This window comes from Spirillospora sp. CA-108201, assembly GCF_050936235.1.
Classification (GTDB): domain Bacteria; phylum Actinomycetota; class Actinomycetes; order Streptosporangiales; family Streptosporangiaceae; genus Spirillospora.
The window spans coordinates 2,490,003-2,502,473 of sequence record NZ_JBNJNE010000001.1; the positions used below are offsets into that span (position 1 = coordinate 2,490,003).

Sequence of the window (12,471 nt, forward strand, 5' to 3'; positions counted from 1 at the left end):
CCAGAGATCCGCGCCCCCGTATCTCGGTACGCACGACCCCGCAGACTGCGCTACAGTAATCACGCCCGCTCAAACGGGCACCGGGACGTAGCGCAGTTTGGCAGCGCACTTGACTGGGGGTCAAGGGGTCGTGGGTTCAAATCCCGCCGTCCCGACAAGAAGTACCAGCTCAGAGGCCGTTTCTCCCCCACGGAGAACCGGCCTCTTGATCGTTAGTTAGCCGTTCGTTAGCGAACTCGGCCGTCTCCCCCGGCACCCGGACGGTTCACACAGGACCAGAAGACCCGAGCACCGTCGGCGCGCCTTCTCCCCCGTGTTCAACCGAGCCACGCCGAGCTATGAGGGCTCCAGTCCGCCGCAGGCGCCGGTATCAGGCGCGTCGCCCAACTCCAGCGACCGCTCGGCCGAGGGGCCGGATCCGCAGACCCGGCCCCGGACGGCCAGTGCTCACGTCTTCCCAGCGGGCCGGACTCTCATCGCCGGGCCGTCTTCCTCAGAGCTGGTCTGCTCTGCACCCCCAGCGCTCGACCGCCTTAGCTGCCTCCTCAAGGCGATTGGCAGGAGCAGTGCTCCGATGAGTCGGAGCTGAGCAGGGCTTGTAGGGCTGCTGTGGGGACGCGGTAGCAGGTACCGATGCGGATGATCTTGCAGGGGAACTGGTTCTGTTTGGCGAGTTGGTAGGCATAGGTGCGGGAGAGGCCGAGGGCTCGGGCGGCGGTCTTGATGTCGACCACGGTGGGGAGTTCGGCGAGTTCGGCGTTCATCAGCGGTTGCATACGTCGACCTCCAGGTCCGGGAATTCTTGGTCCTTGTGAGTGAACTGGTCTTGCGAAGCCTCAGCCGATGTCAAATGCGCCGTCGCCGCAGGGAAGGCCGCACCCTGTGCGTGACGCCAACGAGTGGAGCGTCGTAGCGATAAGGAACGTTCTGTTGCGAGGAAGCAGTAACGGAGACTGGTGCGGTGTCTGAGGTTTCGCTGCCGGGCGGGTACGTGAGTGGGAGCGTTCGTGTGGGTGACACGGTGCGCCGACGGCCTCCTGCTCGTGCGGAGTTTGTGCACCGGCTGCTGGGTCTGTTGGAGCGAGCCGGGTGGGAAGGCGCCCCGCGGTTTCTGGGGATCGATGCACAAGGGCGAGAGGCGCTGAGTTTCCTCCATGGCCATGTGGCGTGGGAGCCGATTCAGTCACCCCGAGTCGACAGCGACCAGAGCTTGATACGGGTCGCCGAACTGGTCCGGGAGTTTCACGACCTGACGGCCGCGACGGAGCTTGCCGGTGAGGGTGAGGTGGTGTGCCACAACGACCTGTCGCCGAAGAACACGGTGTACCGGAATTCGGGTGCGGGGATGCGGCCGGTGGCCTTCATCGATTGGGACCTGGCCGCCCCTGGGCGGCGGGTCCATGATGTCGCGCACGTGTGCTGGCAGTACCTGGGGCTTGGTCCCGGCGTCGCCGATGTCGCAGCGGCGGCTCGGCGAGCGCGGTTGATCTGCGATGCCTATGGACTGGCCGATCGCAGCGAGCTGGTCGATGTGATCTTGTGGTGGCAGGACCGCTGCTGGCGCGGCATCGCAGCCGCCGCTCAAGCCGGCGACCTGACGATGATCCGTCTTCGCCAGGGTGGCGCCATCGACGTTGTGCAAGCCGCACATCACTGGGTCCAGCAGCATCGCGCAGAGTTAGCCGCAGGCGTGTTGTCGCAAGGGCAGTCCTGAGGGTGTGGACGGCAACCAAGCTGGCGTGACTGGTGCATGCGCAGGCCTCCGGTCAGGCTTCTGTCGTGTGGGATGCGGGGCGGGTGGCGCCGATGTATTGGCGTTCGCGGTAGGGGTTGCCGGTGAATTGGGAGATGCGGACGACATCGCCGGTGTGGGGGGCGTGGATCATGCGACCGCGGCCGTGATAGATCCCGACGTGGTGGATGGTGGCGGGATTGCGGGGGTTGGTCGCGAAGAAGAGCAGGTCTCCGGGCTGGAGCTGAGACCTGGGGATGTGGATTCCGGCGTTGTACTGGTCGGCGGCGACTCGGGGTAGGCGGATGCCTGCTTGGGCCCAGGCGTATTGGGTGAGGCCGGAGCAGTCGAAGCCTTTGGTGCTGGCTCCTTGGGCGGTGCCGTAGGTGGGGCCGGAGGGACCGCCGCCGCCCCAGGAGTAGGGGGTGCCGAGCCAGCGCAGGACCGCGCGGACGGCGGTGGCGCCGCGTCCGGTGGCGGTAGGTGCGGCGTAGCGGGCGGCTTGGGCGAGGACTTTGCGGACGTACCAGTCGGCGTGGTTGTACTGCCAGATGGCCTGGTAGAGGTGCTTGCCGCCTTTCCCGGCGCCGCCTGCGCACAGGTAGTTGGCGGCGCCGTGGATGGCGTCGGCGGGTTTGTAGCGGTCTTTGCGGCCGTCGTGGTCACCGTCGACGCCGTAGGCGGCCCAGGTGGCGGCGAGGAACTGCATGGGGCCGTCGGCTCCGGCGGTGTTCTGGCCGGAGTGGACGCCGGGTGCGGTGGAGCGGCCGTGGTCGGATTCGATTTTGCCGATGGCGGCCAGGACGTTCCAGGGCAGGCCGGGGCAGGTGGTGGCGGCGTCGAGATACCAGCGCAGGTAGGCCGGCGGTATGTCGCGTTGGGCTTCGGCGGTGGGCGCGCCTGCCAACTCTGAGCCGGTTCCTGCGGCGGAGTTGTGACCGGCGAGCAGGATGACCAGAGCCAGCGGGAGGGCGAGGGCGGCGGCGCATGCGGTGGCAGCGGCTCTCACCGCGCCGGCCGCCGCGCCGGTCGCCGGGGCGGGCTACTCCTGGCTGGCTTGCTCTTGGGTGGTCTGGTTGTGGGCGCCGGTGCGGGCGCGGCGTTGGGCGCGGTATCCGGCGCCCTTCTTGGGTTCGGGTGGCTCATGTGCGGTCTCCCCCGGGTGGTGGGGCTGCCGCAGCACCTCGCGGACCGCTTGCCAGGAGTAGCGGAAGTCCTTGCCGGTCTTGAGGGCGGGGATCTGCCCTGCGTTGGCCATCCGGCGGACGGTCTGGGGCGAGAGGCCGAGTTTGGTCGCGAGTTCGGCTGTGGTGAGGACGTCGGGGTCGCGGCCGGGTGTCTCGGTCATCGCGGGGGCTCCTGGTTCGGCGGTCACGGTTGTCGCATCCAGTGTGGTGGACGGGCGCTGCGGAAGCACGTTCTTGAGCTTGGATGGTTCTCGAAGAAACTGTTTGGCGTTGCTTGCGCTCCATAATCCTGACACGTACTGTGAGCGACCAACAACCCAGCGCATTGATTCGGGGGTACGCGGGTGAGTCTTCGACAAACCGGACCGAGCTCGGCCGAGCAGGCGAGAGAGGTCCTTGACGTGGTTGTGGCCGGGGCGCACGGCGGCGCCGGGACCTCCACGCTGGCCGCGCTGCTGCCCGCGGCGTGGGACATGGGCTCGATCGGTCAACTGCTGGATCTCGACCGGGCACCACTGCAGGCCAAGGGCCGTCCGGTTGTGCTGGCCGCGCGCAACACCGCGGTCGCGGCAACGCACGCCACCGCCGCGATCGGTGCGCTGCACGAGTGGGGCGAGCGTGTAGCCGTGCTGGCGATCGTCAGCGATGGCGGCCCGGAGTCGCGGGACGCAACGGCCCGGTACGGGCTGCTGACCGCGCGGGTCGGTGGCGTGGTGCGCGTCCCGCATGTGCGGACTATGCGGCTCGTCGAGGACCCATCGAAGGTCGCCCTGCCGGGCAAGGCGCACCAGGCACTCGCCGAGATCCGGCGCTCGGTCGGCGAGGAGCACCGATGATTCTGATCTCCTCCCCGCTCACCGCGGTCCCGCTCGTAGGCGTGGATGTCAATGTGCCCGATCCGCCCCCGGCTCCCCCGCCAGGGCTCGATAGCAAAATGAGCACGCTGCTGTCGTGGGGCAAGTGGGGCGTGCTGATCTGCGGCGTCGCCGGCTTGTTCATCTGCGCGGGCCAGATGGCCATCGGCCGCAAGAACCGGTCCACGTTCGCGGCCGACGGAGCGACCGGCATCCCGTGGGTGCTAGATCGTTGATGGGAGTTTCGGGGAGCCTGTGATCAGTGGTCGTAGGCGATCAGTGATCGCTTGACCGGGGCGCCTGTCAGCCAGTTGTGCCAGATGGCGGCGTTGAGGGCGCAGATCCGCTGGCAGATGCGTGTCCACAGGCCCTCGGTGGTGCGGGCGGCGTGGCGTTCCAGCCCGAGTTGGTTCTTCAGTGTCCAGATGACGGCCTCGATGCGCTGGCGCAGCCAGCCCGGGAACACCTTCACGGCGGGTTCGGGTTCGTCGTCGCGGACCGGGCGGATCAGGACATGGCCCAGGTCGGCGGCCGCTTTCTCCACCCCGGCCCCGGCGAATCCCTTGTCGCACACGATCGGGCATGGGCCGGGTGCGGGTGGCTGGACGTGCAGCAGGTGGATCGCCTGCAGCCGTTCGTCCAGTTCCTTGGGGTGGGCCAGGCTGAAGGAGCACACCGCGCCCTCTGCGGTGGTGATCAGCATCAGTTTGGCGCCCCAGTAGAAGGCGTGGTGGGACTTGTCCATGCCGTAGCCGGCGATCTCGCCCAGGCTTGAGCGGTGCACGGTGGTGCGCGAGGCGCCGCAGCGCACCGGGGTGCCGTCCATCACCCCGCAGCCGCTCCTGCCAGGACGGAACCCGCCGCACCAGCCACATCGCGGCAGCGAACAGAGCGGGCGCCGCATCGCGCAGGTGCCGGTTGTACTCCGACTGGCCGGGCAACCGCGGGAACAGATGCCCGACCCTGCCCGGCGCCGTCCGCAGCCACCGCCGCTCCGAATCGCACCCGAGCAGCACCTGGGCCACGGCGACGCACACCAGCTCGGCGTCGTTGAGCACCCGCTGCGGCCCTCGTCGCCGCGGCCGCTCCGCCGATGGCAGGACATGGTCGTCCAGATGGACATAGAGTGCGGTCAGAAGGGCGTCCAGGTTTGTCTTCACACACGGATCATGGGCGCCCTTCGTCATGTCCGCCGCCGGTTCAGCAAACCCCCATCAACGATCTAGGTCCTGTTTCTTGGATCAGGTGCGAAGCCAGATCGCGAGGGTGGCGACGGTGACGGTGCCGAGGTAGACGTAGCCGCGTTTGTCGTAGCGGGTCGCCACGGCCCGGAAGTTCTTGAGGCGATTGATCGCCCGCTCGACAACGTTGCGTTTCTTGTACCGCTGCTTGTCGAAACCGGTCGGGCGGCCACCGGCCGAACCGCGTCCGCGGCGATTGGCCCGCTGGTCCCTCGGCTCGGGAATGGTGTGCCGGATCTTGCGTCGCCGCAGGTAGCGGCGGTTCTTTCCAGAGCTGTAGGCCTTGTCGGCGCTGACGCTGCCGGGCCGGGTCCGGGGCCGGCCCGGCCCGACACGGGGCACCGAGATCTTCTCCATCACCGCCTCGAACTGCGGGCTGTCCCCCGTGCTGCCCCGGCGTCAGAACCAAGGAGAGCGGTCGGCACCGGCCGTCGGCCGACAGGTGGATCTTGGTGGTGAAGCCACCACGTGAACGGCCTAGGCACTCGGCCGCCTGACCACCTCCGCCAGGCGGACGCACAGGCTCCGCAGCACCGGATCGCCCCGCTTCGTCCCGCCCTGGGACCCCTTTTGAGCAGCAACCACCGGCGGTGCCGCCCGTGGTGCGCCGGCGGCGTGCTGGTGGGCCCGCGCCGTGGTGGAGTCCACCGACACCTCCCAGTCGATCGCGCCCTCGGCGTCCCGGGCCGCCTGGACCCGCGCCAGCAGCAACTCCCAGGTCCCATCGGCCGACCAGCGACGATGCCGCTTATAGACCGTCTCCCACGGCCCAAAACGCTCCGGCAGGTCCCGCCACGGCACACCCGTCCGGACCCGGAACAGCACACCGTTGATGACCACCCGGTGATCACTCCACCGGCCGCCACGCCCACCACCACGAGGCAGAAGCGGCTCCAGCCGCTCCCACTCACCATTCGTCAGATCCCCACGGCCACCCATGCCGAACAGCCTGAACCCAAACCCCTGATCACCTCAGGAGATCCAGGGAACAGGGCCTCTAGGTGATTCGGGCCCCAGACCTCGGCGAGGAGGCGCTGCCGCGAGATCAGCGTGCCGGGGTGGCGGACGAGGATCTCCAGCAGGCCCCATTCGGTGGGAGTGAGGTGGACGCGCCCGCCGCCCGGCCCGTAGACGATCTTCCCCGTCAGGTCGACGGCGTTGCGACCGACGTCCACCATGGGGCCGCGGTTCGGCGACCGGCGTCCGACGCGTGACCGCGCGGATCCGCGCGGTCAACTCGTCGACGCCGAACGGCTTGGTGACGTAGTCGTCGGCGCCGGCGTCCAAGGCCTCGACCTTGTCCTCACCGCCGGCTCGGCTGGACAGGACGATGATCGGCACCCGGGACCAGCCTCGCAGCCCGCGGATGACGTCGATGCCGTCCAGGTCGGGCAGCCCGAGGTCGAGGATCACCAGATCCGGGTGCCGTTCGGCGGCACCGGTGAGGGCACCGCTCCCGTCCGGGGCGACCAGGATCTCGTAGTGGCGGGCGCGCAGGTTGAGCCGCAAGGTCGTTCCTATCTGCGGTGAGTCGTCCACCACCAGCACTCGGCTGACCGCACCGCACACGCGGGGCGGTCAACGCGAGATGTGTGCGGTTCCGGCAGTCGCGCGCCTGCCGGAACCGCACGTCTCGGAGGGACGCGGAAGCGGATCCGCGGCCCGGTCGGCCCACCGTCGGAACTTCGGTGGACGTCGTACGGCGGTCAAGCCGTCTCCGGGCCCGAAAGGCACGCGGGCATGGGCGGCGCCGAACTGCACCAGGTCCGCGTGCCGGGCGCGGAGCGCGAAGACGGCGCCGAACACGGCGGCCAGGTCGGCGGCGTTGATCGCGGCGTTCCCGTCCACCCGGGCGAACATCGCGGCGGAACGGTCGACGAGGACCAGCGTGCGGCCCCGCGGTCCAGGGACGGCCTCGACCGCGGCGTCGATGGCGCTCTCCAGGGCCCGGCCCCGGCGGCGGGAGGGCACGGCCCGATCCACGGCGAGGATCTCCAGCGGGCGCACACCGGCGCGGGCCACCCGTTCTCCGTCGGCCAGCGTCGCGGCGATTTCTTCAGCGGTAAGGTCGTCCACTCCCGCCTCCCCGAAGTCGGGAAGGGCGCGCAGGAGGTCCCGTAACTCATGGGCGGCAGGACGGCTGCCCAAGCGCGCGCATCGAGGGTTTCGCCGAGCCATTCGGGGATCATGTCCGCGGTCATCGTCGCCTGGGCGAGGACGTCGGCCGCGTCGGCACGCCGCATGACGTCGCGCCGCTCGTCCCGCGACTGCCGGTACATGGCGCGGGCGTGCAGCCTGGGCAGCGACGCCGACGCGCCATGGGCTCCCCGCCGCGAGGCGCGAGGATGTGGCGGAAGAGTTCGCTCTGAATCCCCTGGCTCCGACCATTGATGCGCGATCTTGATGACGTCGGCGAAGCCGAACGGCGCGTCCGGCCGGCCGTGGGCGGCCACCGCGCTCTCGTCGTAGAGCACTCGGACGGCGTCGGCCACACCCCGCTTGATCGGCTTGGGGATCGGCGGACCGTACCGGCGGAACCAGTAGCCGAGCAGCTCCCCGGGATGCTCCGGCCAGCGCAGGACGCGGCTGATCACCCTGCGGTTGCCGCCCGAAGCGGCCAGGCCCGCCAGGAGTTGCGCGAACCCACTCGACGCCGGCGACGATCGCCGCCGACCCGAGTGGCTCCCGTGCCGCCAGCCGGCCGATCACGCGGCGTCCGCCAGCGCCAGTTCGGCGGCCAGATCGGCGAACCGCCGCCCGGCGGCGAGGGGGAATTCGTCGCCTTCGACCGCCCCACGAACCGCCAGGAGGAGTTCCCCCTTCGCGGCGCGGGAACGGTCCTGCACGACGGCATCCTGACGGGTCGTACTCGTCGAGAGTGACACTTCTTTCTCAGCATCTGCGGATGGAACGGAGCCGACGGGTGCGATATCCGGATGATCTGCTTTGGCCTTCGGACACGGACCGGACCGACCGCATGCAGGCAGTCACGGGGAGGGAGTCGAGGGCGGCACGGTCACCGGGCGAGGCTCCGCATCGGCTGCCCCAACGGCCGGGCCCGCCTCAGGAACTCCCACCGCGCACTCCTCGGGCGGCGGGGGCCACCCGGGCTCCGTCTCCGACGATGCGGCTGCGCGCAGCGCCACGCCCAGAGCACCCGCGAGCGCGCCCACACCGACCAGGACGGCGGCCCGTGCGGCGTCCGGCGGCCCGGAGACCACCAGGTCGCCGGAGCCGACAACGTCGAAACCGGTCACGAACGCCCAGGCCGCCAGCCCGAGCAAGGCCCCTGCGATGAGCGAGGCCGCCAGCGACCAGCCCACAACGCAGACTCCCGCGACGACGAACCCCACCGGCCAGGACACGTCTCTGAGCACGACCGCGACCACGAACGCGCACAACACGCCGCCCGCCAGCGGCCAGGCCACTGATTCCAGACGCTCCAACGCCGCCTCCGAGCACCTCACACCCCGAGTTCGCCGGGGCCTGCATGCAGTAGAGCGCTCGATCAGATCAATCCGGCCGGACTTAACGGGCTCTTAGCACCTCATGCGGAGGTTTTAACGCTTCTCTAACGTAGGCTCGATCACGCCGAATCCTCAGGCATCTCCCGAAGGGAATCAATGAATGGCGGACGGGGCCTGCCACAATGATCGAGGCAGGCCCCGCTCGGGTGGATGCGGCCCGTGTCAGGCGCTGACCGCCTTTTTGTAGAGGCGGGTCGCCAAGGGGACGAACACGATCAGCATGACCGCGATCCAGAGAAGCGAGACCGGGACGACGTGGGTGGGCAGTTCGAAGCTGTCGAGGAAGGCGTTGGAGATGAACATCAGCGGGAAGGGAGACCATGGCCGCGATGTTGTTGAAGATCTCCGGTGTGCGCAGGGCCGACGCGACGGTCGCGGTGAACCAGGAGAACGCGTAGACGAACGCCAGCAGCAGCCCGAACCCGAGAACGGCCTCGTGGGGCGAGGTGTGCACGCGCCAGCCGGCGATCAGCCCCATCACCGCCATGACGGCCAGGCTGGCGAGGTTCATCAGCAGGTCGCTGATGGTCTGGCCGATCAGTACCCCCGAGGGGGCCATGGGCAGCGAGCGAAACCGATCGAAGATCCCCTTCTGCAGGTCCAGGGTCAGCGTGTAACCGGTGATCTGCGCCCCATGATCACGGCTTGGACGAAGATGCCGGGGAGCAGGAACTCCTTGTAGGACATCCCCGGTACGTCGATGACGCTGCCGAAGACGTAGGCGAACATCAGCACGAACATGATCGCGAAGCCGAGCAGGTCGGGCGACCGCGTGATCTTCAGGGTGTTGCGTCGGGCGATCGTCCAGCCGTCGGCGAGGGGCATGGTGAGGGCGTTCATCGGGCGGCCTCCCGGGCCTGCGGGTCGCTGCCGGACGCCTGGCGCCCGGTCAGGGTGAGGTAGACGTCGTGGAGGGTGGGCCGGCGCATCCCGGCGTCGCGCACCCGGACCCCCTCGTCGGCCAGCCTGCCGAGTACCTGGCGCTCCCCCGACGACGCCAACAATGCGCTCCTACCCAGCGCAGACGTCGTGAGTCAGGGCTCGGGGGCGGTCCACCGCGACTCGGTGATCAGGTGAGCCGACGCCGTCGAGATCACAGCGGGTCGCGACAGGGACGGCATGGCGGGACAGATGACGGTGAACTGGTGTCGGCGGACCTCCGGGGGCCAGATTCCGGGCGTCGGCAGCAAGGCGTGACGGCTGACGAAACGGCGGGGAGGTGGCCTCCCCGCCGTCCGGTGCCGCCGGCGATGCGTTTAGGCGCTGCCGATCAGCGGTGGTCGGGATCCCCGCCGCTGTGGGGCCGCGTCGTCCTGAGAGAGACGGCGACCGAGGCGGCGACGATCATGGTGATGGCGACCCACCCGGCAGGGCCGGGTCGCTCGTGGCCGTTCAGCAGTCCGGCGCAGACGCCGATCTGTGCGATCAGTGCGGCGACCGGTGATTCGAGGGAGTACAGGACCCCCAGGTCCCGGGCGGAGGCCAGCCCGACGGCGATGTTCTGCAGCACCGTCGGAACCGTCCATGCCAGCACTCCGGCCAAGCTCAGAACGACCAGTCGCCCGAGCGTCCCGTGGTGGCCGTCGAGAGTCCCACCGAGGGCCAGGACTCCGGTCGCGCAGACGAGCGCCGCCCCCGCCAGCAGGCCGGCGGTTGCGGTGCCCCGGTGGGCGAGACCGCGTGCCTCCAGCCGTCCGATCGCCACCACGTAGTTCCAGCAGGCGATGGCGACGGCCGTTGCCGCGCAGAGGCCGATCGGGTCGGCCTCGCCGCGCCACGGGCGGTTCAGCAGCACCACACCGGCCAGCGCGACTCCGCGCCAGGCCAGGTGCCACCGGCCCCAGGCGGTGGATCGGGCCCGCCAGACGCCGTGCAGCCCGATCGCGAGGGGACCGAGCACCATCACCGCCGCCGCGGTGCCCAGCGACAACCGCTGGACCGCGAGAAGGTACATGGTGCCGATCACGCCGATGCTGATCGCCACGCGGGCGACCAGCCGCCACGTGGCACCGTCGAACCGCCGCAGGCGGAGTCCCCCGCCGCGCCGGTGCACCGACACCGCGAGGACGCCGGCACCGGCCGACACCATCACGGTCCCCGCCACCAGCGGGGAGTCGCCCACGGCACCCGCCGCGTAACCGATCTGCTGGCTGGACAACGCCGCCAGCAGGCATCCGGCGGCACCGAGCCGACGGAGTTCTGGTCGTGACATGACTGCCACTCCTGTCTTGTTTGTCGTTCCACAGGCCCGTACGGGCACTGCGGTGCCGGCTCCGTGAACCGGCAATAACTGATCGTTCGAGAAACGGGCGTTCAGCACGTCAACAACCCGTTAAAGCCATCGAGAACCCGTTAAGAAAACGTCAAAGCGCAAAGGGCACCAGACCTCATTAAGGGGATGTCCCCACCAATGATCCGGGCGGACTTGGCTGAGGGCCATGATGCGCAGGACAACCCGATCGGGGCATCGGTCAGTCCACGCCTCCTCGCCGGGGGGTATCGAGGCCCTACGGCGGCATCGCCCGAAACCACGAGCCGTCGACAGCTTCCTTCACGGCAACCCCCTGAGGCCCGGCCGCGCCCTCGTAACACACCGCCCGCGCTCCGCACAGGTCGGCGGGCCGATCGAGTACTTCTCGCCGAGCCCGCCCGCCGCGTAGGCCGTTATCCGCCTCACACGGGCCAGCCCTTGGTTCACTGACACAGCACGGCCTTGTGGCCAAGGTCCGGTTCTCCCTCGCGCAGCGGGGTTTGTTAGCCGTTCGTTAGTGAACCCAGCCGCCCCCACACGGCACTCGCCCAGTTCACACGGGACCAGAACGACCGGCGCCAGCCCGATTCAGCCCACCGAATGTTCACACGTCCCGGCCTCGCCCACCCTCGTGATCGTCCTTAGATCCAGAGCGCCGTCGACGACCGGGACCGGACGGTCCAGCCCGGGCCGCAGCGCCGTCAGCCACGACCGACGAGCCAACGCCCCGCCGCGATGGTCGGTTCGTCCGCCATCAGCCTCAGCAGCGCATCCAGCCGCGTCCAGGCCAGCCGACAGCCGCCCCTCCGCGAGCTTCGGAGATATCCCTCCCGAGACTCCCCCGTTGCCTCCAAGAACCCTTCGCAGGCAGCCGTCCTGGCCGGAAGCAGCCGGGGCGGCGGCCATCAGAAGGAGCGAATGCTCCTACCGGTCTTCCTCAGCATCGAGCATGGCTCGAAGAGCTGCGGTGGGAACTCGGTAGCAGGTGCCGATGCGAATGACCTCGCATGGGAAGTCGCCGTGTTCTTGGATCAGGTGCGAAGCCAGATCGCGAGGGTGGCGACGGTGACGGTGCCGAGGTAGACGTAGCCGCGTTTGTCGTAGCGGGTCGCCACGGCCCGGAAGTTCTTGAGGCGATTGATCGCCCGCTCGACACAGGACCTAGTGCTGTGACCGGGTTGGTCCACCGTGATCGGAAGGCGGCTCGCGGGACGAGCGCACGCGCAACGGCTGGTATTACTGGGGCATGCAGGAAGAGACGGCACGCTCCGCGATCGACACGTTCATCGCCGCGTTTAACGCCTCGGCCGACAGCTATGTGACTGCCCTGCTCTCCCAGGCCCTGACCTCAGACGTGGTCTTCTGGGGGCCGTTGGGTCGCAGCGAAGGGATCGCGGCGGTCGAGCGGTTCGTGCTGGACATCCGGCGCCACCCGGCAGGGACCGGCACGATGGCGCGCTGCTCAGCGGTGGACATGCCTGACGAGTGGGCCCGATACCAGTGGGTCTTCACCACGCCGGATGGAGGCCCCCGCCTGGCGGGAACGGATGTCGTCCATCTGCGGCGGAGCCTCATCGACCAGGTCATCGTCTTTGCGGGGGAGATCGAGCCGTCCGCCTCCTGAGTCGTCCTTCTGTCGCTGTCCTTCTCGTGAACTTGTCCCTTTCGGCGCCCCGGGG

General features: G+C 69.2%; 15 protein-coding genes, 1 tRNA gene and 5 pseudogenes. 5 read left to right on the forward strand and 16 right to left on the reverse strand.

What is annotated here, in order from left to right:
• Nucleotides 1-81 precede the first annotated feature (81 nt).
• Nucleotides 82-155: transfer RNA gene (locus ACQEU6_RS12130), tRNA-Pro, on the forward strand.
• A 390-nt stretch (nucleotides 156-545) separates the two neighbouring features.
• Here the strand turns inward: ACQEU6_RS12130 and ACQEU6_RS12135 are convergent.
• Nucleotides 546-764 (reverse strand): helix-turn-helix transcriptional regulator, encoded by a 219-nt coding sequence (locus ACQEU6_RS12135; protein ID WP_499331512.1) that lies wholly within the window; start codon nucleotides 762-764, stop codon nucleotides 546-548.
• Nucleotides 765-1,009: 245 nt separating this feature from the next.
• Here ACQEU6_RS12135 and ACQEU6_RS12140 point away from each other — a divergent pair, with 245 nt between their 5' ends.
• Entirely contained in the window at nucleotides 1,010-1,714 is a 705-nt protein-coding gene (locus tag ACQEU6_RS12140; protein ID WP_499331513.1) for a phosphotransferase, read from the forward strand.
• 52 nt (nucleotides 1,715-1,766) lie between these two features.
• Here the strand turns inward: ACQEU6_RS12140 and ACQEU6_RS12145 are convergent, their stop codons facing one another.
• Both ACQEU6_RS12145 and ACQEU6_RS12150 read right to left on the reverse strand, forming a co-directional pair.
• Nucleotides 1,767-2,741, reverse strand: coding sequence for a C40 family peptidase (locus tag ACQEU6_RS12145; protein ID WP_499331514.1), 975 nt, complete (start codon nucleotides 2,739-2,741; stop codon nucleotides 1,767-1,769).
• A 33-nt stretch (nucleotides 2,742-2,774) separates the two neighbouring features.
• Nucleotides 2,775-3,080 (reverse strand): helix-turn-helix domain-containing protein, encoded by a 306-nt coding sequence (locus ACQEU6_RS12150; protein ID WP_499331516.1) that lies wholly within the window; start codon nucleotides 3,078-3,080, stop codon nucleotides 2,775-2,777.
• 240 nt (nucleotides 3,081-3,320) lie between these two features.
• Between ACQEU6_RS12150 and ACQEU6_RS12155 the strand changes: the two genes are divergently transcribed.
• Entirely contained in the window at nucleotides 3,321-3,755 is a 435-nt protein-coding gene (locus ACQEU6_RS12155; RefSeq protein WP_499331517.1) for a hypothetical protein, read from the forward strand.
• Complete coding sequence (locus ACQEU6_RS12160) at nucleotides 3,752-4,009, forward strand: hypothetical protein (RefSeq protein WP_499331519.1); 258 nt, start codon at nucleotides 3,752-3,754, stop codon at nucleotides 4,007-4,009. Before ACQEU6_RS12155 ends, ACQEU6_RS12160 begins: the two co-directional genes overlap by 4 nt.
• Before the next feature lie 23 nt (nucleotides 4,010-4,032).
• Here ACQEU6_RS12160 and ACQEU6_RS12165 read toward each other — a convergent pair.
• The 13 genes and pseudogenes from ACQEU6_RS12165 to ACQEU6_RS12225 form a co-directional block, all read right to left on the reverse strand.
• Nucleotides 4,033-4,933: pseudogene (locus tag ACQEU6_RS12165) on the reverse strand (IS982 family transposase).
• A gap of 81 nt (nucleotides 4,934-5,014) precedes the next feature.
• Nucleotides 5,015-5,953, reverse strand: a pseudogene (locus ACQEU6_RS12170) (IS5 family transposase).
• On the reverse strand, nucleotides 5,932-6,192 hold the full coding sequence (locus ACQEU6_RS12175; RefSeq protein ID WP_499331520.1) for a winged helix-turn-helix domain-containing protein: 261 nt from the start codon (nucleotides 6,190-6,192) through the stop codon (nucleotides 5,932-5,934). Before ACQEU6_RS12175 ends, ACQEU6_RS12170 begins: the two are co-directional and overlap by 22 nt.
• Before the next feature lie 100 nt (nucleotides 6,193-6,292).
• Nucleotides 6,293-6,583: pseudogene (locus tag ACQEU6_RS12180) on the reverse strand (response regulator); the annotation flags it as partial.
• A 9-nt stretch (nucleotides 6,584-6,592) separates the two neighbouring features.
• Nucleotides 6,593-7,090, reverse strand: a complete 498-nt coding sequence (locus ACQEU6_RS12185) for a hypothetical protein (RefSeq protein WP_499331522.1) — start codon at nucleotides 7,088-7,090, stop codon at nucleotides 6,593-6,595.
• 629 nt (nucleotides 7,091-7,719) lie between these two features.
• On the reverse strand, nucleotides 7,720-7,860 hold the full coding sequence (locus ACQEU6_RS12190) for a hypothetical protein (protein ID WP_499331523.1): 141 nt from the start codon (nucleotides 7,858-7,860) through the stop codon (nucleotides 7,720-7,722).
• 141 nt (nucleotides 7,861-8,001) lie between these two features.
• On the reverse strand, nucleotides 8,002-8,460 hold the full coding sequence (locus ACQEU6_RS12195) for a hypothetical protein (protein WP_499331524.1): 459 nt from the start codon (nucleotides 8,458-8,460) through the stop codon (nucleotides 8,002-8,004).
• 243 nt (nucleotides 8,461-8,703) lie between these two features.
• On the reverse strand, nucleotides 8,704-8,844 hold the full coding sequence (locus tag ACQEU6_RS12200) for a hypothetical protein (protein WP_499331526.1): 141 nt from the start codon (nucleotides 8,842-8,844) through the stop codon (nucleotides 8,704-8,706).
• A 64-nt stretch (nucleotides 8,845-8,908) separates the two neighbouring features.
• A pseudogene (locus ACQEU6_RS12205) lies at nucleotides 8,909-9,166 on the reverse strand (ABC transporter permease); the annotation flags it as partial.
• On the reverse strand, nucleotides 9,148-9,381 hold the full coding sequence (locus ACQEU6_RS12210) for a hypothetical protein (RefSeq protein WP_499331527.1): 234 nt from the start codon (nucleotides 9,379-9,381) through the stop codon (nucleotides 9,148-9,150). The gene ACQEU6_RS12210 and the pseudogene ACQEU6_RS12205, both read right to left, overlap by 19 nt.
• Nucleotides 9,378-9,542, reverse strand: a complete 165-nt coding sequence (locus ACQEU6_RS12215; protein WP_499331528.1) for a hypothetical protein — start codon at nucleotides 9,540-9,542, stop codon at nucleotides 9,378-9,380. Before ACQEU6_RS12215 ends, ACQEU6_RS12210 begins: the two co-directional genes overlap by 4 nt.
• Nucleotides 9,543-9,811: 269 nt before the next feature.
• A complete protein-coding gene (locus tag ACQEU6_RS12220; protein WP_499331530.1) occupies nucleotides 9,812-10,753 on the reverse strand; it encodes a DMT family transporter in 942 nt (313 codons plus the stop codon).
• A 1,070-nt stretch (nucleotides 10,754-11,823) separates the two neighbouring features.
• Nucleotides 11,824-11,988: pseudogene (locus ACQEU6_RS12225) on the reverse strand (IS5/IS1182 family transposase); the annotation flags it as partial.
• 50 nt (nucleotides 11,989-12,038) lie between these two features.
• On the opposite strand from ACQEU6_RS12225, the gene ACQEU6_RS12230 reads away from it, so the two are divergent.
• A complete protein-coding gene (locus ACQEU6_RS12230) occupies nucleotides 12,039-12,416 on the forward strand; it encodes a nuclear transport factor 2 family protein (protein WP_499331531.1) in 378 nt (125 codons plus the stop codon).
• Nucleotides 12,417-12,471 lie beyond the last annotated feature (55 nt).

Excerpts from the sequence above, each read along its gene's own strand:
- ACQEU6_RS12135 (WP_499331512.1), bottom strand. The coding sequence starts at position 764 with ATGAACGCCGAACTCGCCGAACTCCCCACCGTGGTCGACATCAAGACC.
- ACQEU6_RS12150 (WP_499331516.1), bottom strand. The coding sequence starts at position 3,080 with ATGACCGAGACACCCGGCCGCGACCCCGACGTCCTCACCACAGCCGAA.
- ACQEU6_RS12160 (WP_499331519.1), top strand. The coding sequence starts at position 3,752 with ATGATTCTGATCTCCTCCCCGCTCACCGCGGTCCCGCTCGTAGGCGTG.
- ACQEU6_RS12175 (WP_499331520.1), bottom strand. The coding sequence starts at position 6,192 with ATGGTGGACGTCGGTCGCAACGCCGTCGACCTGACGGGGAAGATCGTC.
- ACQEU6_RS12200 (WP_499331526.1), bottom strand. The coding sequence starts at position 8,844 with ATGTTCATCTCCAACGCCTTCCTCGACAGCTTCGAACTGCCCACCCAC.
- ACQEU6_RS12210 (WP_499331527.1), bottom strand. The coding sequence starts at position 9,381 with ATGAACGCCCTCACCATGCCCCTCGCCGACGGCTGGACGATCGCCCGA.
- ACQEU6_RS12220 (WP_499331530.1), bottom strand. The coding sequence starts at position 10,753 with ATGTCACGACCAGAACTCCGTCGGCTCGGTGCCGCCGGATGCCTGCTG.
- ACQEU6_RS12230 (WP_499331531.1), top strand. The coding sequence starts at position 12,039 with ATGCAGGAAGAGACGGCACGCTCCGCGATCGACACGTTCATCGCCGCG.